The sequence below is a fragment of the Qaidamihabitans albus genome (genome assembly GCF_016464705.1).
Classification (GTDB): domain Bacteria; phylum Actinomycetota; class Actinomycetes; order Mycobacteriales; family Pseudonocardiaceae; genus Qaidamihabitans; species Qaidamihabitans albus.
Genome location: NZ_JAEHOB010000025.1, coordinates 1 through 25225, shown reverse-complemented (window position 1 = coordinate 25225; position 25225 = coordinate 1). Strand labels below are relative to the sequence as shown.

Annotated in this window: 29 protein-coding genes; 20 read left to right on the top strand and 9 right to left on the bottom strand. The window is 69.1% G+C overall.

Annotated features, from left to right (window positions below):
• Window positions 1-69: 69 nt before the first annotated feature.
• Window positions 70-666 (top strand): TetR/AcrR family transcriptional regulator, encoded by a 597-nt coding sequence (locus tag JAP66_RS29795; RefSeq protein ID WP_199435202.1) that lies wholly within the window; start codon window positions 70-72, stop codon window positions 664-666.
• An 87-nt stretch (window positions 667-753) separates the two neighbouring features.
• Window positions 754-1947 carry an MFS transporter gene (locus tag JAP66_RS29790; protein WP_199435201.1) on the top strand — a complete coding sequence of 398 codons (1194 nt, stop codon included), beginning with the start codon at window positions 754-756 and terminating at the stop codon, window positions 1945-1947.
• A 152-nt stretch (window positions 1948-2099) separates the two neighbouring features.
• Here JAP66_RS29790 and JAP66_RS29785 read toward each other — a convergent pair whose 3' ends face one another.
• The 3 genes from JAP66_RS29785 to JAP66_RS29775 form a co-directional block, all read right to left on the bottom strand.
• Window positions 2100-2942 (bottom strand): SDR family oxidoreductase, encoded by an 843-nt coding sequence (locus JAP66_RS29785; RefSeq protein ID WP_199435200.1) that lies wholly within the window; start codon window positions 2940-2942, stop codon window positions 2100-2102.
• A 221-nt stretch (window positions 2943-3163) separates the two neighbouring features.
• Entirely contained in the window at window positions 3164-3796 is a 633-nt protein-coding gene (locus JAP66_RS29780; RefSeq protein WP_199435199.1) for an alpha/beta fold hydrolase, read from the bottom strand.
• Entirely contained in the window at window positions 3741-4061 is a 321-nt protein-coding gene (locus JAP66_RS29775) for an alpha/beta fold hydrolase (protein WP_199435198.1), read from the bottom strand. Before JAP66_RS29775 ends, JAP66_RS29780 begins: the two co-directional genes overlap by 56 nt.
• Window positions 4062-4235: 174 nt before the next feature.
• Between JAP66_RS29775 and JAP66_RS29770 the strand changes: the two genes are divergently transcribed.
• Window positions 4236-4850: a TetR/AcrR family transcriptional regulator gene (locus JAP66_RS29770; protein ID WP_199435197.1), complete on the top strand. Its 615-nt coding sequence runs from the start codon at window positions 4236-4238 to the stop codon at window positions 4848-4850.
• Between the two features lie 18 nt (window positions 4851-4868).
• On the opposite strand, the gene JAP66_RS29765 is transcribed toward JAP66_RS29770, so the two are convergent.
• Entirely contained in the window at window positions 4869-5492 is a 624-nt protein-coding gene (locus tag JAP66_RS29765) for a TetR/AcrR family transcriptional regulator (RefSeq protein ID WP_199435196.1), read from the bottom strand.
• A 107-nt stretch (window positions 5493-5599) separates the two neighbouring features.
• Here JAP66_RS29765 and JAP66_RS29760 point away from each other — a divergent pair, with 107 nt between their 5' ends.
• Both JAP66_RS29760 and JAP66_RS29755 read left to right on the top strand, forming a co-directional pair.
• Complete coding sequence (locus tag JAP66_RS29760) at window positions 5600-6844, top strand: erythromycin esterase family protein (RefSeq protein WP_199435195.1); 1245 nt, start codon at window positions 5600-5602, stop codon at window positions 6842-6844.
• A 59-nt stretch (window positions 6845-6903) separates the two neighbouring features.
• Complete coding sequence (locus tag JAP66_RS29755) at window positions 6904-7464, top strand: anthrone oxygenase family protein (protein WP_199435194.1); 561 nt, start codon at window positions 6904-6906, stop codon at window positions 7462-7464.
• 9 nt (window positions 7465-7473) lie between these two features.
• Here JAP66_RS29755 and JAP66_RS29750 read toward each other — a convergent pair whose 3' ends face one another.
• Entirely contained in the window at window positions 7474-7980 is a 507-nt protein-coding gene (locus JAP66_RS29750; protein WP_307849777.1) for a methylated-DNA--[protein]-cysteine S-methyltransferase, read from the bottom strand.
• Window positions 7981-7994: 14 nt separating this feature from the next.
• Window positions 7995-9464 carry an AlkA N-terminal domain-containing protein gene (locus JAP66_RS29745; protein ID WP_199435193.1) on the bottom strand — a complete coding sequence of 490 codons (1470 nt, stop codon included), beginning with the start codon at window positions 9462-9464 and terminating at the stop codon, window positions 7995-7997.
• Window positions 9465-9636: 172 nt separating this feature from the next.
• On the opposite strand from JAP66_RS29745, the gene JAP66_RS29740 reads away from it, so the two are divergent.
• The 4 genes from JAP66_RS29740 to JAP66_RS29725 all read left to right on the top strand — a co-directional run bounded on the left by JAP66_RS29740 (window position 9637) and on the right by JAP66_RS29725 (window position 12862).
• Entirely contained in the window at window positions 9637-10536 is a 900-nt protein-coding gene (locus JAP66_RS29740; protein WP_199435192.1) for an alpha/beta fold hydrolase, read from the top strand.
• A 90-nt stretch (window positions 10537-10626) separates the two neighbouring features.
• The gene (locus JAP66_RS29735; RefSeq protein ID WP_199435191.1) at window positions 10627-11235 is read left to right on the top strand and encodes a dihydrofolate reductase family protein; all 609 of its coding nucleotides are present in this window, start codon (window positions 10627-10629) and stop codon (window positions 11233-11235) included.
• A gap of 53 nt (window positions 11236-11288) precedes the next feature.
• Entirely contained in the window at window positions 11289-11618 is a 330-nt protein-coding gene (locus tag JAP66_RS29730; RefSeq protein ID WP_199435190.1) for a YciI family protein, read from the top strand.
• A gap of 2 nt (window positions 11619-11620) precedes the next feature.
• Window positions 11621-12862, top strand: a complete 1242-nt coding sequence (locus JAP66_RS29725) for an RNA polymerase sigma factor (RefSeq protein ID WP_199435189.1) — start codon at window positions 11621-11623, stop codon at window positions 12860-12862.
• 82 nt (window positions 12863-12944) lie between these two features.
• Here the strand turns inward: JAP66_RS29725 and JAP66_RS29720 are convergent, their stop codons facing one another.
• Window positions 12945-13604 carry a lytic polysaccharide monooxygenase auxiliary activity family 9 protein gene (locus JAP66_RS29720; protein WP_199435188.1) on the bottom strand — a complete coding sequence of 220 codons (660 nt, stop codon included), beginning with the start codon at window positions 13602-13604 and terminating at the stop codon, window positions 12945-12947.
• A gap of 336 nt (window positions 13605-13940) precedes the next feature.
• Between JAP66_RS29720 and JAP66_RS29715 the strand changes: the two genes are divergently transcribed.
• From JAP66_RS29715 to JAP66_RS29690, 6 genes are all read left to right on the top strand, one after another.
• The gene (locus JAP66_RS29715; protein ID WP_199435187.1) at window positions 13941-15092 is read left to right on the top strand and encodes an alkaline phosphatase PhoX; all 1152 of its coding nucleotides are present in this window, start codon (window positions 13941-13943) and stop codon (window positions 15090-15092) included.
• A 120-nt stretch (window positions 15093-15212) separates the two neighbouring features.
• The gene (locus JAP66_RS33370) at window positions 15213-15386 is read left to right on the top strand and encodes a hypothetical protein (RefSeq protein ID WP_372449025.1); all 174 of its coding nucleotides are present in this window, start codon (window positions 15213-15215) and stop codon (window positions 15384-15386) included.
• A 64-nt stretch (window positions 15387-15450) separates the two neighbouring features.
• Window positions 15451-15753: an ArsR/SmtB family transcription factor gene (locus JAP66_RS29705; protein WP_199435186.1), complete on the top strand. Its 303-nt coding sequence runs from the start codon at window positions 15451-15453 to the stop codon at window positions 15751-15753.
• A gap of 108 nt (window positions 15754-15861) precedes the next feature.
• Window positions 15862-16368 carry an alpha/beta fold hydrolase gene (locus tag JAP66_RS29700; RefSeq protein WP_199435185.1) on the top strand — a complete coding sequence of 169 codons (507 nt, stop codon included), beginning with the start codon at window positions 15862-15864 and terminating at the stop codon, window positions 16366-16368.
• A gap of 59 nt (window positions 16369-16427) precedes the next feature.
• On the top strand, window positions 16428-17453 hold the full coding sequence (locus JAP66_RS29695) for a sigma-70 family RNA polymerase sigma factor (RefSeq protein ID WP_307849776.1): 1026 nt from the start codon (window positions 16428-16430) through the stop codon (window positions 17451-17453).
• A 71-nt stretch (window positions 17454-17524) separates the two neighbouring features.
• The gene (locus JAP66_RS29690; protein WP_199435184.1) at window positions 17525-18397 is read left to right on the top strand and encodes a YybH family protein; all 873 of its coding nucleotides are present in this window, start codon (window positions 17525-17527) and stop codon (window positions 18395-18397) included.
• Between the two features lie 40 nt (window positions 18398-18437).
• Here the strand turns inward: JAP66_RS29690 and JAP66_RS29685 are convergent, their stop codons facing one another.
• Window positions 18438-18884 carry an SRPBCC family protein gene (locus tag JAP66_RS29685; protein ID WP_199435183.1) on the bottom strand — a complete coding sequence of 149 codons (447 nt, stop codon included), beginning with the start codon at window positions 18882-18884 and terminating at the stop codon, window positions 18438-18440.
• A gap of 38 nt (window positions 18885-18922) precedes the next feature.
• Between JAP66_RS29685 and JAP66_RS29680 the strand changes: the two genes are divergently transcribed.
• The 3 genes from JAP66_RS29680 (at window position 18923) to JAP66_RS29670 (ending at window position 22994) form a co-directional block, all read left to right on the top strand.
• Window positions 18923-19504 (top strand): TetR/AcrR family transcriptional regulator, encoded by a 582-nt coding sequence (locus JAP66_RS29680; RefSeq protein WP_199435182.1) that lies wholly within the window; start codon window positions 18923-18925, stop codon window positions 19502-19504.
• 336 nt (window positions 19505-19840) lie between these two features.
• A complete protein-coding gene (locus JAP66_RS29675; protein ID WP_199435181.1) occupies window positions 19841-20800 on the top strand; it encodes a sugar phosphate isomerase/epimerase family protein in 960 nt (319 codons plus the stop codon).
• A 79-nt stretch (window positions 20801-20879) separates the two neighbouring features.
• Window positions 20880-22994, top strand: coding sequence for a PQQ-dependent sugar dehydrogenase (locus tag JAP66_RS29670; protein WP_199435180.1), 2115 nt, complete (start codon window positions 20880-20882; stop codon window positions 22992-22994).
• Window positions 22995-23090: 96 nt separating this feature from the next.
• Here JAP66_RS29670 and JAP66_RS29665 read toward each other — a convergent pair whose 3' ends face one another.
• Window positions 23091-23981, bottom strand: coding sequence for a LysR family transcriptional regulator (locus JAP66_RS29665; RefSeq protein ID WP_199435179.1), 891 nt, complete (start codon window positions 23979-23981; stop codon window positions 23091-23093).
• Between the two features lie 163 nt (window positions 23982-24144).
• Here JAP66_RS29665 and JAP66_RS29660 point away from each other — a divergent pair, with 163 nt between their 5' ends.
• Window positions 24145-24777, top strand: a complete 633-nt coding sequence (locus JAP66_RS29660) for a dihydrofolate reductase family protein (RefSeq protein ID WP_199435178.1) — start codon at window positions 24145-24147, stop codon at window positions 24775-24777.
• 97 nt (window positions 24778-24874) lie between these two features.
• The gene (locus JAP66_RS29655) at window positions 24875-25147 is read left to right on the top strand and encodes a hypothetical protein (RefSeq protein ID WP_199435177.1); all 273 of its coding nucleotides are present in this window, start codon (window positions 24875-24877) and stop codon (window positions 25145-25147) included.
• Window positions 25148-25225 lie beyond the last annotated feature (78 nt).

Sequence of the window (25225 nt, the reverse complement as noted above, 5' to 3'; positions counted from 1 at the left end):
GCGGATGCGGGTGTCGACGATCACGGCGAATTTTGCATCGTCCAGTCCAAAACATGCTACGGTGCGGTTATGGCACGACCGAGAAGGTTCGACGAGGAGCGGGCACTGGACGCGGCCATGCGCACCTTCTGGGCGAACGGCTACGAGGCGACGTCGACCCAGGACCTGTGCGCGGCCACCGGCCTGGGCCGCAGCAGCATCTACAACACGTTCCACAGCAAGCACGACCTGTTCACCCGTGTTCTCGCCCGCTACATCGATGCCATGAACGCGGCCCAGTTCGCCCTCCTCGAAGACCGCCAACGGCCGGCGATCGAGCGGATCAGGGCGCTGCTCGCCCTCGTGGTCGACGGCGAGTTCCGCAACAGGCGCGAGGGCGGCAGCATCGGCTGCCTGACCGTGAACACGACAGTGGAGCTCGCTGGGCGTGATCCGGAGACGGCGAGAATGCTGGAGCTCGACCTGGCGCACAGGCTGACCGTTCTGCGCGCCACGATCGAGACAGGAAAGCGCGAGGGCGACATCACGTCCACGCGCGATGCCGACTCGCTGGCCCGCTTCGTCAACGGTGTGATCGCCGGAATCCGTGTCGCCGGCCAAGGGGGAGCGGATCGGGCGGCTCTCGACGGTATCGCGGCCACCGCGCTGGACGCCCTGACCTGCTGAGCACCCTGCGGGTACCACTCCCGCCCTTTTGTGCCCGAGTTTTGAACTGAACTATACAAAACTAGTGCGACATTGAGGAGCGCCACAGTGCCTCGTGCTGTCTACGTCCTGGCCATGGGAATCTTCGCCATGGTCACCAGCGAGTTCGTCGTGGCCGGGCTGATGCCGCAGATGGCGCAGGGGCTGGCTGCCACCATCCCGCAGATCGGCTACCTCATCACCGCGTTCGCGGTGGCCATGAGCTTCGGCGGCCCGCTGCTGACCGTCGCGGTGCTCAAACTGCCGCCGAAGCACGCGCTGCTGGCGTTGTTCGTGATCTTTCTCGGGGGAAACCTGCTGGCGGCCACCGCGTCCGGCTACGGAGTCATGCTCGTGGCCCGACTCATCACCGGGACCGCGGCGGCCGCGTTCTTCGGAGTCTCCATCTCACTGAGCGCCCAGCTCACGCGCCCGGAGGTACGCGGAAGAGCCATCGCGGCGGTGATGAACGGCCTGATGCTCGGCACACTGCTGGGACTGCCACTGGCCACCTTGATCGGCACCCGGTTCGGCTGGCGCGCCGCGTTCTGGGCCATCGCGGTACTGACGGCCCTCGCCGCCCTGTGCACGATCGCCGCGGTGCCCCGCATTCGGCCCGCCGACGACGGCGGCAACGTCCGAAGGGAGCTGGCCGCCTTCCGCAATCCCAGGCTGTGGCTGGTGTTTGCCACGAGCACGCTCATCATCGGTGCGACGTTCTCCGCGTTCAGCTACTTCACCCCGATCCTCACCGAGGTCACCGGGATCAGCGCGGGAACGGTGCCGCTCCTGCTCGTCGCCTACGGGGCCGCGACCGTGGTCGGCAACACCGCGGTCGGCCGCCTCGCCGACCGGTACACGATCCCCGTACTGGTCTACGGCCTGATCCTCAATCTGCTCTTCCTGACCGGGTTCGCGCTGCTGGCCGATCTGCGCCTCCCCGCGGTGGGATTCATGCTGGGCATCGGCCTGGTCGGGGTGACGATGAACCCGGCGATGATCACCCGGGTCCAGCGCACCGCGAATGCCCGCCCGCTGGTCAACACGGTCCACTCCTCCTTCATCACCCTCGGCGTCATCCTCGGATCCTCGATCGGCGGCCTGGCGATCAGCGGTTTCGGTCTGCGCGCCCCGTTGTGGGTGGGAGCCGCGATGGCGGTGCTCGGGATCGCGACCCTCATCCCGGAACTCGCCGGGCGCCCCAAGCCCGGCCCCGCTTCACGACGGGGTGAGCTGGACCGCAGCAGTTCCACAGTGACGTAGGTTCGTGCGCCGAGTCCGTGACCGCCTGTTGGGTGAGTTGCCGGAAAGCCTTGTAGAGGGCGACTTCGCGCGGGCCGGGGGTCGGTGTCCGGTGTTCGGCGTGGTCGGGGATCACGCCGAAGGAGATGCGCACTTCGTGGCGGAGTGGACGTTCAGCGGAACAGGTGGGCGTTCTCGCTCGCCCAGTCGTCGAAGCCGCGCATGGGGAGACCGGTGCTCTCGCGCACGGTCGGGCGCTGGTCGAGCGTCCACCGGGTGAGTTCGGTGAGCCGCGCGCCGTACTCCTGCAGGGCGTAGAGCGTCACGTCGATGCCGCTGTCGGGCCAGCCGCGACGCCGCCAGGTCGCGCGACTTTCCTCCGGCGCCACCTCGACGGCGGAGATATCGCGGCCGATGGCTTCGGCGATGCTCGTCACGCGCGACCGGGTGTTGATCGGCAGTCCGACGGCCTCCACGACGGCGCCGACATGGTCGTCGGTACGCAGCGCCGCCACCGCGACGGCGGCGAGATCGTCCTCGTGGATGAAGGGATAGTGGCCGCCGTCCAGGAAGGCCTCCCGCACGATGCGCTCACCGCTGATCGTGTCCGGCCAGTCCGATCCGGTGGCCGGATAGGTGCCCTCGATCATCGCCCCCATCACCGCCGACGGGCGGATGTGCGTCCACCCCATCCCCGAGCGCTCGACGGCACGCTCGATGGCCAGCCAGAACCAGGTCTCCGGCGAATAGGTCTCCTCGTACTCCGGCCCGTGCGAGGACAGCACGACGATCCGCCGCACACCGGCACCCTTGGCGATCTCCAGCGCATCCCGCACCGTCGCCGGTATGGCCCCGGCGAGAAAGACGCCGTCAACGCCGGTGAAGACCCCGGCGTGCTCCAGCGGCCGGGTGATGGACCCCTCGACGACCTCGACCCCGTCAGGCCAGCCGTCCACCTGCTCGGGCTCGGCGAGAACACGCACCCGGTCCCCGGCGTCCAGCAGCTGCCGCGCCAAGCTCCTCCCGACGATCCTCGTGGGGCTGCTTCCCGCGTCCTTCCTGGCGCTGACGACGGTCAGCAGGCACAGACGGGCGTGCGATGTGTTCGGGACGCGTGTGATTCCATCCATCGCAAGACCCTCCAACGTGACAACGGAGATCTTGCGCCGCCCCCGATGATCAGGAGGGAGGTTGCGGATCCGAGATCGCCGACACTACCAGTCGCCGGGCCTGTTCGTCATGGTCGTCCCTTGTCGACGGTGGAGTGCATCCAGTCCCGGAGGATGGCGGCTGTGCGGTGTGGTTGGTCCTCGGCCGTGTAGGTGTAGCTGTCCGGAATGGTTTCGAGGGGTGCGTTGAGCCGGGTGGCGAACCGTTGCGCGTGGGTGAGCGGAAAGACGTGGTCGTCGGCGGCCCAGGCCAGCAGCAGCGGCTTGGTGAAATGCGCGGCGAGGTGGTCGGCGGCGGCGCGGCTGTGGCGGGCCGACACGCTACCGATCGCCTTGCGGCCGTCGTGGCGGATCGCCGGGTCGGTGAGGACGGGGCGAACGAAGCTGTTCATCACGTGTGCGTCGATGGGGTACTTCGCCAGCCACCCGTAGGTGTTGCGCCAGCGCCAGGTGCGGGATATCCGCAGGAGCTGGTAGAGCGTGCGGTAGCTCGCCGGGTGCGCGGCCGTGGCCTTGAGCAGGCCGAACCCGCCCGGCGTCGGCGGCCAGGTGCACTCGGGGGTCTCGCAGCTGTTGAGCACAAGGCGGGCGATGCGCGCGGGGTGCGCGGCGGCGACGATCTGGCTGTAGGCGCCGCCCGAGTCGTTACCCACCAGGGTCACCTCGCGCAGATCGAGCGCATCGAGGAACTGCGCGATCACCCCGGCGATGCCGGGGGGGAGTCAGGTCGGCGTCCCGCCGCATCGGCACCGTGTGGGAACCGAGCGGCCAGTCCGGCGTGATGCACCGGAAGTGCCCGGCGAGCGGTGGCACGACCTTGCGCCAGACGTTCGCGTTGACCAGGTAGCCGTGCACGAAGACGAGGACGGGTCCCGTCCCGGCGTCGTGGTAGCGCACCGTGCCCGAGGGCAGCTCGACCTCACGCGCGGCGCCGAGGCGGGTGTCCCGGAAGGCGTGGCCCGTCATGGCCGGCGCCTTCGTGGTGCGGATTCACCGCGACCGACCGCCACCGACCACCCTGCCCGCCCGAACATCACGCTGAGCCTCCGGCCAACTTCTTGCAGTGGTTACAAGAACTTGCCAGCTTAAGCTAGCATTCGGTCGCACTTCTTGCAATGGATACAAGATCCGGGGGTGGTCATGGACCCGCGCCGCCGGCGCACGATCGACGCGCTGTTGCGCGCCGCGCAGGAGATCCTCACCGAGCGTTCGATCGAGGACGTGACCGTGGAGGAGATCGCCGGCCGGGCCGGAGTGGCGGTCGGGTCGATCTACAACCACTTCGGCTCGAAGGCCGGCCTGCACGCGGCCGTCGTCGAGGGCGCCCTCGACGCGGACCGGCGGTTCATGGACCTGGCGTACACGCCGGACCGGGATCCGGTGCAGCGGCTCTATGCGGCGGCGGAGGAGTACCTGCGGTTCTACCTCGAGAATCCCGAGTACTTCCGGATGCTCGCCTTCCCGGGTGAGCCCGGTCAGTACCCCGCAGGCCGGGAACTGGCCGACCGCCTCGCCCGGTCGGTGGACGAACAGAACCGCCGGATGGTCGACGCGATCAGGCGCGGCATCGACGAAGGAGCGGTGCGGCCGGTCGACCCGCAAGAGGTCGCCACCGTCCTCTGGTCGGCCTGGAACGGAATCATCAGCCTCGGCTGGCGCCCGGACCGCCTGCGCCGGTCCGAACCCGAACTGCGCGACCTGCTCCAGAGCGCCACCGACATCGTCGCCAACGGGCTGCTACCGCGGAACGACTGATCGTTCTCCGGGCCATGGTCAATGCGCGGTCGTGATCGTCGGTCCCCGGGCACCCGGGGACACCTCGTCGCGGAGCATCTTGAGCGCGCTCTGCCGCAGGGCGTCCTCGGCATCGTCGGCCGTCATTCGTCCGCCGGCGACCTCGGCGGCGGCGGTATGGGCGAGCGCGATGGTCGCCGCGACCAGCCAGTCGAGCGGGAGCCGGTCGGTGAACTCGTGAGCGCGCCTGCCACGCTCGATGACCTCGGCGAACCGGTCGAAGATCGGGCGGTGGAGACCGTGCGACTCGTGCGGGTCCACCGGCGGTGGCCGCAGGATCAACGGGTAGCGGTCGACCGCTACCCGGCTCGCGTCCAGCAACCGCACGATGGCGGCTTCGGCCGATTCCGCGTGTTCCGCGCCGGCCTCGTCCAGCGCCGCGACGACCTCGGCGGTTACGTGGTCGATCACCGCGCTGATCAGGTTCTGGCGGGAGCTGTAATGGGCGTACACGGTCTGGCGGGTGACGTCCGCGGCCGCGGCGATGTCGTCGAGGCCGGCGTCCGGCTGCTCACCGAGAACTCGCGCGGCCGCGTGCAAGATCGCGGCTCGGCTGCGCTCGGCGTCGGCGCGCCGGGGTCGGCGGGTCCTCGTTTCGGGCATTCTCCCACTCTAGCAATATTTGACATGCACGTAAGAGATCGCTAGCTTTGTCATTGCTGTAAGAGTTAACGGTCCAGTCGTGATCGTGCCGGCGGGGGGAAGTGGTCATGAGGTTCGCGCAGTGGGTCAAGGCCAGCGCGATGGCCGCCGACACGATCGACCCGGCCGCGCCGCTCGACGATCTCGAACCGCTGCGCGCGCTGGTTGGTGACGCGCGCGTGGTCGCGATCGGGGAGAGCGCCCACCACGTTCGCGAGTTCTACCTGTTGCGACACCGCCTGTTGCGTTTCCTCGTCGAACGCTGCGGCTTCACCGTGTACGCCTTCGAAGCACCGTATGTCGCGTCCGAGGCGGTCGACGACTGGGTCCGAGGTGGCCCGGGCGAGCTGGCCGGACTCACCGGAACCGCCACCATGGCCCTGACCGACTGCCGGGAGATGCACGATGCGCTGCGCTGGCTCCGGGCGCACAACGCGACGGCGAGCCGCGCCGTGCGTTTCGCAGGCACCCTTGCCGGTGATGGTGGCGGATCACCCCTTCCCGAACTGCGGAGGGTCGCCGACTGGTCGAGGCAGGCCGACCCGGACACGCTTCCCTTGCTCGAACGGGCGATCACCGCGGCCGGCACCTACCACGACGCGGCACCGATGAAGGCCCTGCACAACTACCTGGCGACCGACGAGCGAGTCCGGGACACCGTCACGGCGACGCTGAGCAGGCTCCTCGGCCGGATGGAAAGCATGTCCACCCGGCGGACGGCCGAACGTGACGCGGCAATGAGCTACCTGCGGGGTGCCTGGCTCGTGGACCACTTCCAGCGGGACATGGCCGGGCAAGGGCTGGCGGTCGGGACGACTTCACTGGACGCCTTCATGGCCGAGTCGGTTCTGCGGCGACTCGAACTCGAACCTGACAGCAAGATCGTACTGGCGGTCCACAACGTCCACATTCGCGCGACGCCGGTCGAGCACGAAGGAGCGGCGGGGCTCTTCCCCGCCGGATACCATCTGCGAAACGCACTCGGGGACGACTACGTGGCGATCGCCGCGACCGGAAACCACGGGCGGATCGCCGCGGGAGCGCTCAACCCCGACGAACCGACCGGCCTCGAACTCGTCGAACATGCCTTGCCCGAGCCCGAGCCGGACAGCGTCGAGGCGGCTTTCGAGAGCGACGCGGCGTTGACGATCGCCGATCTGCGCGCCGCGCGGCCCGAGATCGACGACGCCGCGTCCGTCCGGAAGTTCCGCGCGGAGAACGGTTTCCTTGGCATACCGGCGTTCGACGCGCTGGATGCGGTGGCCTACGTGCCACGACTGCAGACCACCGACCAACGCATCAGACCGCGGTGACCCGAACCATCGTCGCCGACATCGTCCGGCGGCCGGCCGTAGAAGGAGCTTGCGAGCTCATGTCCACCATGACAACGAACCCTCCCCCCACTGTGCACGCGAGGCTCGCCACGGGACTCGCCCTGCTCTCGGCCGGCCTGCTCGCCGGCGCGTTCCTGTACGGCTGGGCCAACGTCGCGCCGACCTTCGCCGCCGTCCCGCTGGACGTGCACCTGACCTACCGGGTCGAGCTGATGCAGCGAAACGGGACGATCATGCCGCTGTTGATGGGCACGACGATCGTGACTCTGGTCTGGTCCGCAGTCGTCACCCGCGGTGCTGCGCGGGCTTTGCTGACAGCCGCGACCGGTCTCGCCGCCACCGCGCTGGTGACGACCGTCTTCGGCAACGTACCGATCAACGGCGAGATCAGGGAATGGGCGGCCGGGCGTCTCCCGGACGACTACGAGGAGCGGCTGAGCACCTGGGGAGTCTTCCACGACATCCGATTCGCCGCCGCTGTCGGCGCTTTCGTGCTTCTGATCCTGGCGATTCGCATGGCGCGGCGGCCCAGGTCGGCGAGGGCACCGGAAACCGCCGACGACATGCGACACGCCGCCACCCGCCGAGCCCACGGCTAGGCGGCCGGATCACGGCCGAGACGAAGACCTGCCGTGGACGACCACATTTCGTTCGGCGTCGAGCAGGTGCCGTTTCCGTTCCAGCCCGCCGCCGTAGCCGGTGAGATGGCCGGTGGCACCCACGACGCGGTGGCAGGGCACGATGATGCCGATCGGGTTCTTGCCGTTGGCCAAGCCGACCGCCCGCGCGGCGGTCGGCCTCCCGATCCGCTGGGCAAGCTCACCGTAGGACACCGTCTCGCCGTAGGGAATGTCGCGCAGCGCCGTCCACACCGTGCGCTGGAACGGTGTGCCCGTCAGCCTTATCGGCACGTCGAACTCGCCGCGGACCCCCGTGAAGTACTCGGCCAGTTGCTCGATGACGAGGCCGAACGGCGCGGCGTCGGGCTCGCCGAACGTCTCCTGCGGCGGCCGGTGCCGCTGGCAGGCCATGTAGAGGCCGGTGAGCGCTCCGTCGACGCCGACCAGAGTGAGCGGGCCGACAGGGCTGTCCACGACGGTGTGTGCCTTGTGCACGACCGGTCCCTTCCTCACGCCGGAAGCCGGTTGCTGGCGTGGTCGCCGGCCGCCCGCAAGTACTGCACGGCATACGCGCTCCACGGCCGCCAAGCCGCCGAACGCCCGGCCAGCGCCGAGGTTGTGCCGGGCAGACCCAGGTCACGGACGGCGCGCCGGAGGCCCGGATCGGTCGGGACGAAGGCGTCGGGATCACCGAGCGCGCGCATCGCGATCGCCTCGACAGTCCAGGTGCCGATCCCGGGCACCTCGGCGAGTTGGGCGCGGGCCCGGCGCCAGTCGGTGCCGGCACTGAGATCGATCTCGCCCCGCGCCAGGGCGTTGATCAGCGTGGCGAGTGTCGCGCGCCGGGCTCGGGGGACGGCGAGCGTGGCCGGATCGAGGGCCGCCAGCGCCGCCACATCGGGGAACACGCGGGTCAGGCCGCCTGCCGGATCGGAAACCGGGTAGCCGTGGGCGGCGGCCAGGCGCGCCGCGTGTCTGCGGGCTGCCGCGGTGGATACCTGTTGCCCGAGCACGGCGCGCACCGCGAACTCGTCGGCGTCCACGGTGCGCGGTACTCGGCGGCCAGGATCCTTGTCCACCAGGGGGGCGAGCACCGGGTCGGCGCGGAGCAGGTCGTCGATGGCGACCGGGTCGGCGTCGAGGTCGAGCAGCCACCGGCAACGGGCGATCGCGGTGGACAGGTCCCGCAGGTCGGTGAGGGTCAGCCGGCAGTCGATGTACTCGGGAAACGGGCGGAGTGCGACGAAGCCGTGGCCACGCGGTAGGCGCAGCGTGCGCCGGTAGGCTCCGGCACGCCATTCCTCCGCCCCTGGCACCGCGGCGGCCGCGAGCTGACCGAAAAGGTCGGCCGGGCACAGCGGCGCCCGGTACGGCAGCCGCAGCACCAGCGATCCCGGCGCGGCGGACGGCTGTCGCCGCACGGCGCGCTCGCGCAATTCGCTTGGTGTGAGGCCGAAAATCTCACGCACAGTGTCATTGAACGTTCGCACGCTGGCGAACCCCGCGGCGAACGCGACATCGCCCATCGGCACCGTGCTGGTCTCGATCAACAGCCGCGCCGTCTGCGCGCGCTGCGCCCTCGCCAGCGCGAGCGGCCCGGCCCCCAACTCGGCCAGCAACTGCCGCTGGATCTGCCGGACGCTGTAGCCCAGCCGCGTGGCCAGACCGGTGACACCGTCCCGGTCGACCACCCCGTCGGCGATCAACCGCATCGCCCGCGCGACCAGGTCGGCGCGCTCGTTCCATTGCGGGGAGCCTGGGCTGGCGTCGGGCCGGCACCGCTTGCACGCCCGGAACCCGGCCTGCTGAGCAGCCGCCGCGCTCGGGTGGAACCGCATGTTCTCGACCTTCGGCGGCACCACGGGGCAGCTCGGGCGGCAGTAGATCCCGGTCGTGACCACCGCCGTGAAGAACCAGCCGTCGAATCGCGCGTCCTTCGACCGCACCGCACGAACACACCGCTCCACGTCCTGATGCACCCGTCCAGCATGGTCGAAGGGCACGGGCAGAGCTAGCGAGAATGCGACGTCACCGTGGGCGAGCGGTGGTGCGGTCGTGAACTCGCCAGACCACCCGCGCAGCGACTGGTGAACTCGTCAACGCACGAATCCCCGGTGCCGCACTCACACTTCCGCCGAAGGAAAGAGCGATATGACGACGACCCAGTTCGACGAAACCGCTGTCCGCCACGATTACGCCGATGTCAACGGCACCCGGCTGCACTACGTCAGCGCGGGAGCAGGTCCGCTCATCATGTTCCTGCACGGGTTCCCCCAGTGCTGGTACCAGTACCGCGAACAGCTCGCCGAGTTCTCCCGCGACCACCATGCCGTCGCGCCGGACCTGCGCGGCTGCAACCTGTCCGCGAAACCCGAGGATGTCCACGCCTACACCACCTGCACGATGGTCGAGGACATTCGCCGGCTCGCCCTGGATCTCGGGCACCAGCGGTTCGTACTCGTCGGCCACGACGTCGGCGGCGCGGTCGCCTGGTCGTTCGCCCTGCACCATCCCGATATGCTGCGGGCGCTGGTCATCCTGGACGCACCGCATCCGGCCCTGTTCGACCATGCGCTGCACCACGACTCCGACCAGCAGGAGGCCAGTCGCTACATGCTCACCGCGCGGCGCCCCGATGCCGTCGAGTTCTTCTCGGCCAACGACTTCGCCGTGCTGCGCGCCGCGCTCGACGAGCCGTTCATACAGCCCGGCACACTCGCCCGGTACGTCGAGGGCTGGCAGGAACCCGGAGCTCTCGCGGCCGCGCTGCGCTGGTTCCACGCCGAAGGCCAGGGCCCCGAATCACCCGACGGAACACCGGCCAACGGCAACGTGGTACGGCACATCTCCCCGCTGACCGTCACCGTACCCACCTTGGTCATGCATGCCGGTGACGACAGATGGATCCGTCCCGCCTCCCGCCGAGGACTTGATCGCTACGTCACCGACCTGACGTTCATCGACGTGCCTGGCGGAACTCACTGGATCACCGACGAACACCCCGGCCTGGTCAACCGAACCATCCGCGACCATCTGGGCAACGGGGCTTGAGAAATCCGGGAGCGGTGTCGGATCGGGGCGGTCGTGTTCGTGGAAGGGGTGAGGCCCGCCCACGAGGGGCGCCTGAAGGAGGAGGAACCCATGAAACTGACGACTGTCACGAACGTCTCCGTCGACGGAGTGATGCAGGGGCTCGGTGGGGCGGACGAGGACCGCAGGGGCGGATTCGAGCGCGGCGGATGGGCCTTGCCGCTGTTCGACGACGAGGCCGAGACGCTCCTCGGTCAGGTCTACCAGCGCACCGACGCCTTCCTGTTCGGCCGGCGGACCTACGAGATCTTCGCCGGCTCCTGGGGCGTGATGGAGGATCCGAGCAGCAGCCCCATCGCGGCGGCCCTGAACACGCGGCCCAAGTACGTGGCGTCGACCACGCTCACCGACCCGCAGTGGGCGGACACGACCGTCCTCTCCGGTGACGTCGCGGCCGCCCTCCGCGAACTGAAGGCCAAGCCGGGAGGTGAGCTGCAGGTGCACGGCAGCGGGAGCCTGGTCCGCTGGCTGTTCGGCAACCAGCTGGTCGACGAGATCATCCTGCTCACCTATCCCGTGGTCGTCGGCCAGGGCACGCGGCTGTTCCCCGCCACCGGCCCGGACACGGCGCTTGACCTGGTCGAGTCGCGAGCCACCTCGGGAGGCGTGACGATCCAGGTCTACCGGCCCGGCGGGCGCCCGCGGTATGCGACGGCCTGAAGTCGCTGACCACTGAACCACGCTGTCTTGACACCACAGGAGATGATCTTCAGATGCAGTACCTGGTTTCCGTGATCGATGACAAGAGCAATCCCGGCCGCACGGACAGGCGGCCTGCCATCAGCGCGTTCAACGACCGGCTGATCGCCGAGGGCTACTGGGTTTTCGCGGGCGGACTCGCGGACACCGACGCGGCCACGGTCATCGACAACCGGGGCGAGGAGGCGGTGTTCAGCGACGGGCCTTTCGTGGAGTCGAAGGAGTACCTCGCCGGTGTCTGGGTGTGGGAGGCCCCCGATCTGGATGTGGCGCTCGAGCTCGCCGCCGAGGCGTCGAAGGTCTGCGATCGGAAGATCGAGGTGCGGCCGTTCCTGGGCGAGTGAGCGTGACCGGCGTCCGGGAGGCGATCACCCGCGCCCACCACGAGGAGTGGGCGCGGGTGGTCGCCGCTCTGACCAGGCGTTTCGGCGACCTCGACATCGCTGAGGAGGCGGCGGCCGAGGCTTTCGCGACCGCCGTCGAGCGGTGGCCTGCCGACGGCGTACCACCCAATCCCGGCGCCTGGCTGACCACCACCGCCAACCGCAAGGCCATCGACCGGATCCGGCGGGAGAACAAGCGCGACGACAAGCAGAAGGAGGCTCGGATGGTGTGGGACGACCCGGCTGTGCCGTCGGAGCCTCTCGGCGCCGTCGACGACGAGCGGCTCCGGCTGATCTTCACCTGCTGCCACCCGGCCCTGGCGATGCAGACCCGCGTGGCGCTGACGCTGCGCATGGTCGGCGGTCTGACCGTGCCCGAGATCGCCCGCGCCTTCCTGGTGCACGAGAGCACCACGGGGCAGCGGATCACCCGCGCGAAGGCCAAGATCAAGGCGGCCCGCATCCCTTACCGGGTGCCGTCCGCGGAGGATCTTCCGGCACGCGTCTCCGGCGTACTCGCCGTCCTCTTCCTCGTGTTCAACGAGGGCTACCTGGCGACCGGTCCCGGCACCGATCCCGTGCGTCACGACCTGACCGCCGAGGCGATCCGGCTCACCCGCCTGATCCGTGCCCTCCTGCCGGAGGACGGTGAGGTGGCCGGGCTGCTGGCGCTGATGCTGCTCACCGAGGCCCGTCGCACCGCCCGGGTTTCGGCGAGCGGCGAACTGGTCCCCCTCGGCGAGCAGGACCGTGGGGCCTGGGACGCGGCGCTGGTCGCCGAGGGCCATCGGCTGGTGCGCGAGCGCCTCGCCGCCGCGGCTACCGGGGTGGCTCCGGGGCGCTACCAGATCCTCGCCGCGATCAACGCCGTGCACACCTCCGCCCGCGACGTACGCGACACCGACTGGTCGCAGGTTCTCGCCCTCTACGACCAGCTCGTCCGCCTCGACCCCTCGCCGATCGTCGCCCTCAACCGGGCCATCGCGGTCGCCGAGCTCGACGGCCCGGAGGTGGCACTGGCGGCCGTCGACCGTCTCGACGACAAGCTGGCCGGTTATCACGCCTACCATGCGACCCGCGCCGACTTGCTGCGCCGGCTTGGCTACGGCCAGAAGTCACGCGCGGCCTACGACAAAGCCATCGAGCTGGCGGGCAACACCGCCGAGATCGCCTACCTCACCCGCCGCCGCGACCAGCTGGGGTAGTGCCCGTCGAAGGGCAGCCCGGCGCCGAGTACAGGCCGGCGCCGGGCTGAGGTGCTTCGGAGTGCTGGTTGGCCGGACCTTCTCAGCCGAAGTTCACATCGCTGCACCACATGTAGGCTTGGTCGAGGTGCGAGGCCTGCCAGATCGTGAAGACGATGTGATGTCCTCTGTAGCCAGAGGTCTGGACATTCAACGTGATGTTGTTCGCCGGCGGGTAGCTGCCGGTCTGCATGATGAAGTCGAGGTCTCCCCAGCCGAGACGCTGAGTGGTTGGGTCGAACCCGTTCTTGCTCACGTAGACCCGGAAGAAGTCAGCACCGTGGCTGGCTTGGTCGTACAGTCGCATCGAGAAGTTGCTGCCTACGTTGGTGGTCTTCCAGTGTCCGGGGTTGTTCAGGGAGTCGTTGCGCGTGAGCCCGTTGCTGCACAGTTGACCGTCGGGGGTCCTTGCCTGGAAGTTTCCGCCGAGACCGTCCCGCAGCGCGCTCATCCAGTTCCACATGGTGTCGGGGTTGGCCTGAAATGCCTGCCAGCACATGGGATCTTCCTGCTGCATGGCAGGGTTCGTGTGGTCGTCGCCCCAGGCTTGCCAGCAATGATAGGCACGGGAAGCGGGATCGACGATGGTGCCGTGGGCCGAGGCCGCCGGGGTCCCGATGACCAGGAAGGCCATCGCGCTGATGACCAGTGCCAGGATGCGGCGCCGTCTGCCAACCGACCCGGAGGTAGTGCGTATACGCATGGTTGAGCCTCCATTCTCCCGTTGATCAGAATGATGATCAATATTGGGAGCGCTCCCACACAGGGAGTAAGCGTATACGCGAGGGGCGTGAACTTCAACGGGGACGGGATATCGTGTGCGGACCGTTCCGCGTCTCGTGAGGTGATCGCACGGTTCTCGGAGCCTCCCTGGTGGCGGTTGATGGTTCACCTGCCCGATATCGCTCGATGTCGTCATCTGGCAACCTGGGGTTCAGAGACGCCGCACCGGGTTGCGACGTTGTGTCGCTACGGTTCGTTTCGTCCGGCTGCCGCGGACGGGGGCCGGCGCGACATCACCTGGGAGAAGGGAAGAGCCGTGGACCGTCGCAGCTTCCTCCGCGCCGCGGTTGTCGGAACCAGTGCGGCCGCACTGGGCTTCAGCGTCACCCGGCAGGCGATCGCCTACCCGGCTCAGACCGGTCCGAGCCCGTACGGCCCGCTGCGGACTGCTGACGCCAACGGCATCCAACTGCCCGCCGGCTTCACCAGCCGAGTCATCGCGCGGTCGCTCCGGACCGTGCCCGGCACTGGCCACGTGTGGCACAGCGCGCCCGATGGCGGTGCCTGCTTCAGCGACGGCGACGGCTGGATCTACGTATCCAACTCGGAGATCCCGCTGCTCGGCGGCGTGGGCGCGGTGAAGTTCGACGGCAACGCGCGGATCGTCGACGCCTACCCGATCCTGTCGGGAACCAGCCTCAACTGCGCCGGCGGCGCCACTCCGTGGAACACCTGGCTGTCCTGCGAGGAGCACGACCTGGGCTACACCTGGGAAACCGACCCGTGGGGCGGCAAAGCCCCGGTGCGGCGCCGCGCGATGGGCAGGTTCAAGCACGAAGCCGCCGCCTGCGATCCGGTCCGCAAGGTGGTTTACCAGACCGAGGACACCTCTGACGGATGCTTCTACCGCTTCGTCCCCACCGTGTGGCCGGACCTGTCGGCGGGCACGCTGCAGGTGCTGGTCGACAGCGCGGGCAGCCTGTCCTGGATGGACGTTCCCGATCCCGACGGCGTGCCCACCCCCACCATGAAGCAGGTATCCGGCGCCAAGCTCTTCAACGGTGGCGAGGGCGCCTACTACACCAACGACAAGTGCTTCTTCACCACCAAGGGTGACAACAAGGTCTGGGCCTACGACGCCGCGGCCAACACCCTCAGCACCGTCTACGACGACGACTCCACCTCCAACCCCCCGCTGACCGGCGTCGACAACATCACCGGTGACACGCACGTCGGCGACCTCTACGTCGCCGAAGACGGCGGCAACATGGAGATCTGCGTCATCACCCCCGACGACATCGTCGCACCGTTCCTGCGCGTGACCGGCCAGTCCGACTCCGAGCTCTGCGGGGTCGCCTTCAACCCCGCCGGTGACCGCCTGTACTTCTCCTCACAGCGCGGAACCTGGGGCCTGCCCATCGGCGGCATCACTTACGAGATCACCGGCCCCTTCCGCACCTCCCGGTAAACAGGCGGCAGTCGGTAACCGGTATTCCCCGAGGACCGTCTGACAAGGGCCGGAAGCGTCCGCAACGCCACGGGTGGCGACGGCAGTTTCGTTGTCACCGACGGCGAAACGCTGGCCGATGTGATCGCCGAGTTCGTACGCGCCAGCGAACGTTCCCGCGTGATCGCCGCCGATTTCGACCTCGACGACACCAGGGCCCACTCCGCGCGGCGATGTCAGCCTGCGGTTCATCTACCTGCTCCTGACCGAGCAGGTCACCGCCGCACCATAAGCGTTGTGACAGCTTCCGACTAGCTCGGGCAACGTCCGGCCTATAAATGTGCTTGCGTGTATATATATTACCCTGTATGTTCAGGGCGTGGTCGACAGCGTGCAGCAGCGATTGACGGCGATCTCGGAGCCGAACCGGTTCCGGATCGTCGAGTTGCTCAGGGACGGCCCGCAGCCGGTGGGTGGAATCGTCGACGCGCTGGGTATGGGTCAGCCGCAGGTGTCCCGGCATCTGCGGCTGCTCGCCGAGGCGGGCGTGGTCGAGGTGACCAAGCGGTCCCAGCAGCGGATCTACCGGCTGCGCCCCGAATCGATCCGCGAGCTGAGCGACTGGGTGCAGGGATTCGCCGCCCTGTGGTCGGAGCGGATGGATCCCCTCGGCTCCTGGTGACCCGCAGCCCTACGACCCGGCGCGCGAGATCGACGACATCGCCGCACTGATCGATGTCGCAGGCGGCTCTGCGGCGCTGACAGCGGTTCTGGTGGCTGCGGGCTCGCCATGGACGCGGCCGGCGCACTGGGCGGCAAGGTGAAAGGGCTCTATCTCTACGAGCCGCCGTTCATCGTCGACGACTCCCGGCCTCCGGCGCCCGCCGACTACGTCGAACACCAGGAAGCGCTGGTCGCGGCGGGCAGGCGCAGCGAGGCCGTCGAGTACTTCATGACCGAGATGATCGGTGTCCCGGCGGAGTACATCCCAGCGATGAAGCAGGACCCTTCCTGGGACGCAATGGCCGAGTACGCGCACACCTACGCCTACGACGGCCGGATCCTCCGCGGGCTCCAGGACGGCAAACCGCTGCCCACCGACCGCTGGTCGATCGACGTGCCGATCGCGGTGGCCGTCGGCGGTAACGGTGAGGCTTTCATCCGTGAGGGCGCCAACGCGCTGGCCGCGATCCTGCCTAACGTCACCGTGCTGACTCTGCCTGACCACGACCATTCCGCGTTCTGGACGGCGCCGGAACCGGTCACCCGGCAAGCAGGCACTTTCCTGCTCGGCTGACGATCGCGTCGGCACCGGGTGACGGCGGGGTCCGAGCCGGGCTTCGTAGTCTTGCTCCTGTGACGAGCAGAGGGCGGGGAATGGACGAGGCGACGGCGGCGGATCTGCTGGCCGCGGCGCGCGCCGGTGACGACGAGGCCTTCGGCCGGCTTGTGGGGCCGTTGCGGGAGGAGTTGCGCGCGCACTGCTATCGGATGCTCGGCTCCGTCCATGACGCGGACGACGCGGTGCAGGAGACGTTCGATCGGGCCTGGCGAGGTTTGGGACGGTTCGAGGACCGCGGGTCGATCCGGCCGTGGCTGTACAAGATCGCGACGAACAGGTCGTTGACGCTCATCGAGCGACGGGGCCGCCGCGCGCTGCCCACCGATCTCGGTCCCGAAGGCGCGGCCGTGGCCGAGGCCGTCTGGCTCGAACCGTACCCGGACCGGCTGATGAGCTGGACGACGGAACTGACCCCGGAGGAGCGGGTCGTGGCGCGGGAGAGCGTGGAGCTGGCCTTCGTCGCCGCCCTGCAACACCTGTCGCCGGCGCAGCGGGCGGTCCTGCTCCTCCGCGACGTGCTCGGCTACGCCGCCGGCGAGGTCGCCGACGTGCTGGAGAGCACGGTCGCCGCGGTCAACAGCAGCCTCCAGCGGGCCCGGAGGACGATGGCCGGACTGCTGCCGGAGGCCACGCAGCAGGGAACCCTGGAAGCGCTCGGCGACGGGTCCGTACGCGAGGTCGCCCGGCGGTACATGAGCGCGTGGGAGGCCGGGGACGTCGACGCGATCGTCGCCATGCTGACCGAGGACGCGAAGTACGCGATGCCGCCGCTGCCGGCGTGGTACGCCGGTCACGACGGAATTCGCCGTTTCCTGCTCGAGGGACCCCTGAGGCATCGTTGGCGCTTTCTGCCGACGTGGGCCAACGGGCACCTCGCCTTCGGCACGTACATGTGGGACGACAGCAGGGCCGTCCATGCCGCGGCGGGCCTGGACCTGGTGGTCCTGCGTGGCCGGCGGGTGGCCGAGGTGGTCTCGTTCCTGGATGCCGACCTCACCGCGTTCGGCCTGCCGGCGGAGCTGCCGAAATCGATGCGGTGACTCGCGATGATTTTCCGGATCCGCGCGGGTTGTAGTCCTGACAGAGCTTCCACTGGAAGGGACGAAGCGCGATGCCCGCAGACGAAAAGCAGATCCGGACCCTGATCGAGCGCTGGGCGGCAGCAGTGCATTCCGGCGACATGAACGGTGTCCTCGCCGACCACGCCACGGACATCGTGATGTTCGACGTGCCACCACCCCACCGCGGCGTGCGCGGCATCGATGCCTACCGCGAGACCTGGCCTCCGTTCTTCGGCTGGCAGGCGCAAGGCGCCTCGTTCGACATCGAATCGCTCGACATCGTCGCGGGTGACGATGTCGCCTTCGCCTACGCCCTGCTGCGCTGCGGCACACCGGAGGACCTCGCCGCCGACCCGGAGAACCGCCTGCGGCTGACGCTCGGCCTGCGCAAGCAGGACGGCCGATGGGTCGTCGCACACGAGCATCACTCGTTCCCCCTCGCCGACCCGGCTCCACCCCAGGACGGCGATCGGCAGGACGGCGCCGACCCCGAGCAGGCCGAGGAGGAGGTGCGCCTGTTGCACCGGAACTGGTTCAACGAAACCGCGGCGAAGGACCTGGACGGGATGATGGCCCGCATCGCCGGTGACGTCGTCTCTTACGAGCACGACGAGCCCCTTCAGTACGTCGGGGCCGAGGCGGTGCGGGAGGTTTGCGCGCGCGGCCTCGCGGCGGCCGCCGACGCCTCCGTCAGCTTGGACGTACCCGACCTGAAGATCCTCGTCCGGGGCGACATCGCCGTCACGTGGGGACTCAACCACGTCCGGGTCGAGGACGGCTCCGGCGAGACCGTCGACACCTGGTCACGCGGGACCCGGGTGTTCGAACGGAGAGACGGCGCTTGGCTGATGATCCATCAGCATCTGTCCTTTCCCCACGATCCCGCCACCGGCGAGGCGAAGACCACCCTGCGTCCCGGCTGAGCCGCACCGCCTCACCGGCCCGGGGCCTGGTCATCGGCCGTCAGTGTTCGCCTGCCGCTCGCCGGGCGTGGTCCTCGGCGGCGGCCTTGAGGCCCGCGGCCTCGAGCCGGACGTAGCGGCGCACGCGGTGGCCGAGCAACAGCGAGACCACGGGCGCCATCACTCCGCGCTGCGTCAGTCCGAGGTGCAGGCGGCTCCGCCGTCCCCCGTCCAGCGGGCCGACCGTGTGGGACGCGGCGGTGCCGACCCCGCCCGCCGATGCGGTGCAGGTGAGAGCCCGTCCCGGCTCGAACTCGGAGACGGTCCACAGCAGCGGCCACATCCCGGGCTGGGTGATCCGCACCCGCGACCCGAGGTGCAGGTTCCCGTCGAGCACCTCGACGTTGTCGATGGACCCCGTCCACCGCGGCCATGCCTCCGGATCCGCCAGGATCGCCCACAGTGCCGCCGGTGCCGCGTCGACGTCTTCCTCCGCCGTGACAACCATCAGCGCACCTCCGGCTCGCCGTCTGTACCATATGGTACATGCGGGATGGAGCGACCACGGTCGCCGGGCGGGACCGGTTGCTGCACGCGGCGATCGAGCACCTCGCGGACAACGGTGTGACCGACCGGAGCCTGCGCGGGCTCGCGGCGGCGATCGGCACCAGCCACCGCATGCTCATCTACCACTTCGGCTCACGCGAGGGACTGCTCGCCGAGATCGTCGATGTCGTCGAACGCGGGCAACGGGACACTCTCGAAGCCTTGGCCGACGCCGCGGATGTCGCCCCGCGCGTGGCGGTGCTGCGCTTCTGGTCTCTCGTTGTCGGGCCCGCGCTGCGGTACGGGCCACTGTTCTTCGAACTGTCGGCTCATGCCATGCAGGCACAGCCGCACGCGGAGGCGTTGCGGGCGAACCTGGTCGGTCCGTGGCTCGACGCGCTGACCGGACTGCTGGAGCGCGCAGGCCACGACCCGGCGTCCGCCAGGGTGCATGCCCGCCTCGGTCTCGCCGTCGCACGCGGCCTGCTCCACGATGTGCTCGTCACCGGTGACGTGCGGGCGGCCGACGAGGCGATGGAGGCGTTCGTCGACCTGGTACTCGGCGCCGACAGCCGCGAGTGACCTCGCCGGTGGCAGCGGGCGTATCCGTCATCTCGACTGGTGCCGGTCACCGGTCGTGAATGCGTAACAGTGTTCTAACTCGCGTGCGCACTCACGAGCATCGGCAAGTTACTTGGCGGTAACTTGACGCCGGATGTGATCCAGAAGATCGCTCTTCAGTTCAACCTGGGCAAACCTATGTTGACCGTAATCAAAAGTCCGCTTAGTGTTCCCGGTCATACGAAACCCAGCGGACAGTTGCCGGTCACGGGACGCCCGGCGGCGGGCGCTGCGCCCGAGGGGGGCTCCGACGATGCCGCTTTCAGCACCACCGATCGAGAGAAGGTAGGAGCCACCATGTGTTACGGATTCGACGGTGACGCGGCGCTGGGGCGCTCGCTCGCCGAACGCGGAACGAACCGCCGTGCCGTGCTGCGCGGAGCGCTGTCCGGTGTCGTCGGGGCGGGGCTGCTCGCCGCGGGCATCGGTGCGGCGCCCGCACACGCCGCAGGCCGCGCGACCGGCAGGCCGCACGTTCCACCCGGCCTGATCAGCATCCAGCTGTGGACGTTGCGCGACGCGCTGTGGGGCTCGCCAGGGTTCGACGCCACGCTGCGCTCCATCGCCGACCTCGGGTACCCCAAGGTCGAGCAGGCCCTCGGCTACTTCGGCCGCACCGCCGGGGAGCTGCGTGCCTTCTACGACGACCTCGGGATCTCGGCGACCTCGAGCCATGACGGCATCAGCGCGAACCGGCAGGACCTGGACACCAAGGTCGCCAACGCCGCCACCCTCGGCCAGTCGTTCATGGTCGTGCCGTATCTGAACTCGTCCAGTGCCGACGACTGGAGCCGCTGGGCCGAGGAGATGAACCAGGAGGCGGAGGTCGCACGGTCGGCCGGGCTGCGCTACGGGTACCACAACCACGCGCACGAGTTCACCATCGACCTCGGCGGTGGCAGGACCCCGTGGGACGTGCTCACCGCCGAGCTGGACCCCTCGCTGGTGCACCTGGAGATCGACCTGTACTGGGTGGTCCGGGGCGGGATCGAGAGCGGCGACGGCGCCGCCGACCCCGAGGGCTTCGCCATCGACGTCATCCGCCGCGCGCCGCAGCGGGTCCTGCAGTACCACGTCAAGGACCGGCACGCCGACAGCGGCGACATGGCCGATCTCGGTACCGGCATGATCGACTTCCCGCGGATCCTCCGGGCTCATTCGGTGCTCGAGTACATCGTCGAGAACGACACCCCGGACGTGAGCCCGCTGCGGAGCGCCGAGGTCGGCTACCGCTACCTCCGTGATCTGCGTACCTGAGGCAGGGCCGATCCGACCGGATCCCCTCCTCGATCGAACCGTCCCCACCCGACCGAACAGTGATGAGAGGTAGGTGACCATGCGCAGATCACGCATGGTGGCAACGCTCGCCGCAGCGGGGGTCGCCCTCGCCATAGCGCCGCCGGCGTCGACGGCGGAGCCCGCGCGGCCCGACGACGCGGCGTTCCAGAAGGTGACGCTCAACGACACCCCCGGTGAGCCGATCGATCTCGCGGTCGTGCCGGACGGCCGGGTGCTGCACACCACCCGTGCCGGCGAACTCTGGCTGAACGACCCGGACACCGGCCTGAACAAGCTCGCCGCGGAGCTGGACGTCTACAGCCACGACGAGGAAGGGCTGCAGAGCGTCGCCGTCGACCCCGGTTTCGACGGCAAGAGCAACCGGTGGGTGTACCTCTACTACGCACCCCCGATGGACACGCCCACCGACGACCCGTCCACACCGGACGTCAACGAGGGCGACGCGCCGACGACCGGTACACCGGCGGACTTCGCGCCGTTCGAGGGAGTCCAGCGCCTGTCCCGGTTCCAGCTGGTCGGCGACAAGCTCGACCTGACCACCGAGCAGCAGATCCTTGAGGTCAAGGAAGATCGCGGCATCTGCTGCCACGTCGGCGGCGACATCGTCTTCGACGGCGAGGGAAACCTGTACCTGTCGACCGGTGACGACACCAACCCGTTCGAGTCCGATGGCTACGCCCCCATCGACGAGCGCGCGAACCGCAACCCCGCGTTCGACGCCCAGCGCACCTCCGCGAACACGAACGACCTGCGGGGCAAGGTGCTGCGCATCCACGTGAACGAGGACGGCTCCTACTCGATCCCGGAAGGGAACCTCTTCGAGCCGGGCACCTCGGGCGCGCGCCCGGAGATCTACCTGATGGGCCTGCGGAACCCGTTCCGCATCGAGGTCAACAAGGAGACCGGTGACCTCTACGTCGCCGACTACTCGCCGGACGCCGGGTCACCCGACCCGCAGCGCGGGCCTGCCGGGCAGGGCCGCTGGGTCGTGGCGCGTGACGCGGGCAACTACGGCTGGCCCTACTGCGTCACGCCGGACATGCCCTATGTGGACTACGACTTCGCCACCCAGCAGTCGGGGGAGCCGTTCGACTGTTCCGCACCGGTGAACGACTCGCCGAACAACACCGGCCTGACCGAGCTGCCGCCGGTCGAGCAGCCCGAGGTGTGGTACTCCTACAGCGAGTCCGAGCGGTTCCCGGAACTCGGCACCGGCGGGATCGGCCCCATGGCGGGACCGGCCTACGACTTCGACCCGGCGGACACGCGCGGGCGGGCGCCGGTGGCGTGGCCCGAGTACTACGACGGGGCGCCGCTGTTCTACGAGTGGACCCGCGACTACATCAAGGCGTTCCGCCTCGGCGACGACGGCGGGGTCGCCTCCATCGAGGACGTGGTCCCGTCGATCCCGGTGTTCGGTGTGATCGACATGGAGTTCGGTCCCAACGGCGCGCTCTACATCCTGGAGTACGGCAAGGGCTACTTCGCGGAGCTTCCGGAGGCGCAGCTGGCCCGGATCGACTACATCGGGCCGAACGGCAACCACACGCCGGAACCGAAGGCATCGGCCGACGTGACCAGCGGGCATGCTCCGCTCACCGTCTCGTTCTCCAGCGAAGGCACCCACGACCCCGAGGGCGACCGGCTGCGGTACGAGTGGGACTTCGACTCCGACGGCACGGTCGACTCCCGGCGGGCCAACCCCACGCACACGTACCAGGAGAACGGCGTCTACACCTCGACGCTGAAGGTGACCGACGTCGGCGGTAAGCACCGCGGCCGCTCGGCCTCGGCCGAAGTCGAGGTCGTGGTCGGCAACGCCGCGCCAGTGGTGGAGCTCGTCAAGCCCGTCGAGGGGCAGCCCTTCGCCTTCGGTGACACGGTCGAGTTCGAGGTGAAGGTCGCCGACGACCAGCCGGTCGACTGCTCGCGGGTCGAGGTGGCCTACATCCTGGGCCACGACGACCACGGTCACGGGCAGACGACGGCAGCCGGGTGCACCGGGTCCATCCAGACCACGGAGCCGAGCGGCCACGACCCGGAGCACGACGACCTGCGCGGCGTGTTCCACGCGACCTACACCGACCCGGGTGCCGACGGCGTGCCCGCGCTCACCGGTCACGCCGAGGTCGCACTGGAGCCGACCGGCTGACATCGCACGGCATTCGCCCGCCCGTGGTGCCCCGCTCGTTGCGGGGCACCACGGGCGGGCTCGTCGATGGCGCAGTCTGGTTGCCCCGCGCAGTGATCAGTCCGCTGGCCGGACATCGCCGACCGATGCCGCGGCTTCGGTGAGTGCTGCCAGGAGCGCGGTGGTGGCGGGCGGGTCGGGTGGTTCGCCGTAGGTCGCCGCGTAGATGTGCTGGCGCGATCCGGGCACTTCGCTCGCCACGATGCCCTTGACGCGGTGGGCGCGCAGGGCCAGCCCGGGGCTGGTCGTCACGCCAAGGCCGGCGGCGACCAGCGCCTGCATGACGACCATGTCGTCGGAGGTGTAGCCGATCCTGGGTTCGAACCCTCGACCGGCGCATATCGACAACAGGTGGCTGCGGCACCGGTCGCAGCCGGCGATCCAGGTGGCGTCGCGCAGGCTGTCCAGCGAGTGCCCGCGTCGGGTGGACAGCAGGTACAGCGGATCGTCGAGCAGGTGATGCAGGCGAACGTCGTCCGGTTCGGGGTCGGTGTCGTCGTAGCGGAAGATGACCGCGACGTCGATCCTGCCGGTACGCAGCATTTCCAATGCCTCGGGTGGCTGCGTGTCCGTCAGGCCGATCTGCAGGCCGGGATGCTTGTCGGTCAGCGCCGCCACCGCCCGCGGGATGAGCGAGCCGATCACGGACGAGAAGCTGGCCAGGCGCACCCGCCCGGCGCTCAGTCCTACGTGTGCGGACAGTTCGGCGTCGGCGGCATCGATTCGCCCGAGGATCTCGGTCGCCCGGAAGGCCAGCAGCTGCCCGGCGGGGGTGAGCCTGATCCCGCGCCCGGTCCGCTGCAGCAGCTGCGCGCCGGTCTCAGCCTCGAGCCTGGCGAGGTGGTGACTGACCGTCGGCTGCGTGTAGTGCAACTCCCTCGCAGCCGCGGTGACCGAGCCGTGCCGCGCGACCGCGTCGATCACGCGCAGGCGGGTGACATCCAGCATGTATCGACCCTATCTATGAGTCTGCATGAGCATTGACATTAGACGTATGAGTCGCTCCGTCGCACGCTCAGTGGCATGACCCCGACCCTGCCGCACCACGTCGGCAATCTGACCGACTTGGTCGAGCAAACCAATGCCCCCGAACACCGAAGGAGCACCGGCCATGTCACGCGCCCGCGTCCACAACTTCGCCATCTCACTCGACGGCTTCGGCACCGGTGAGGGGCAGAGTCACGAGGCACATTTCGGTCATGCCGGGGAAAGGCTGCACGAATGGATGTTCGCCACCCGGTGGTGGCGGCCCGGTGGCAGCGGCGGCGTCGATGACGCTTTCGTCCAGCAGTACGATCCGGGGATCGGCGCCGAGATCATGGGTGCAGGGAAGTTCGGCCACCCCGGATGGCACGAGGACCCGGAGTGGAAGGGTGCGTGGGGTCCGAACCCGCCGTTCCACACACCGGTGTTCGTCCTCACTCATCACACTCGCCCGTCGATCGAGATGGAGGGCGGCACGACGTTCCACTTCATCGACGCTTCGCCCGACGAGGCGCTCAAGACGGCCCGCGAGGCTGCGGGCGGCAAGGACGTACGCATCGGCGGAGGTCCCACCATGATTCGCGACTTCCTCGCTGCCGGGCTCGTCGACTACATGCACACGGTGCTGGTCCCGATCCTGCTCGGCCGGGGCGTGCGGCTCTGGGACGGACTGGAGGGCCTCGAAGAGAACTACGAGATCGAGGCCACCTCCTCGCCAAGCGGAGTCGCGCATGTGACATTCACCCGGGCCGGCAGCTGAACCGGCTCGACCGGGCAACCCAGCCGACACGCGTCTCACCCGAAGGTGTCGAACATGTGTTCGATAGTTTTGGTAGGCTCGGTGTGTGCCGGAGACGATGACCTCTTCTGCTGCTGCCGTGTCGGCGTGGTGGCAGGTGAGTGATCGGGAGCTGGCCGCGGCCCTGATCGAGGGTGAGGCCGTGGCGCGCTGCCACCACGCCCGCATGCTGGAGGCGCTGGGGGAAGCAGTGCGGCGGGGTATGGCCGTAGGTCTGGGGTATCGCGGCATCACCGGGTTCCTGCGTGAGGAGCTGCACCTCTCGGCGGTGGGATCCGGGGGCGCTGGCGGAGGCGGAGGCGACCCAGCCCGGACGGGAGGTCGGCGGTGAGGGTCCGTCCCGCGCCACTGGCGGAGGCCGGTGAGGGACTGGCCGCCGGTCACATCGCCGGTGAGCATGTCCGGGTCT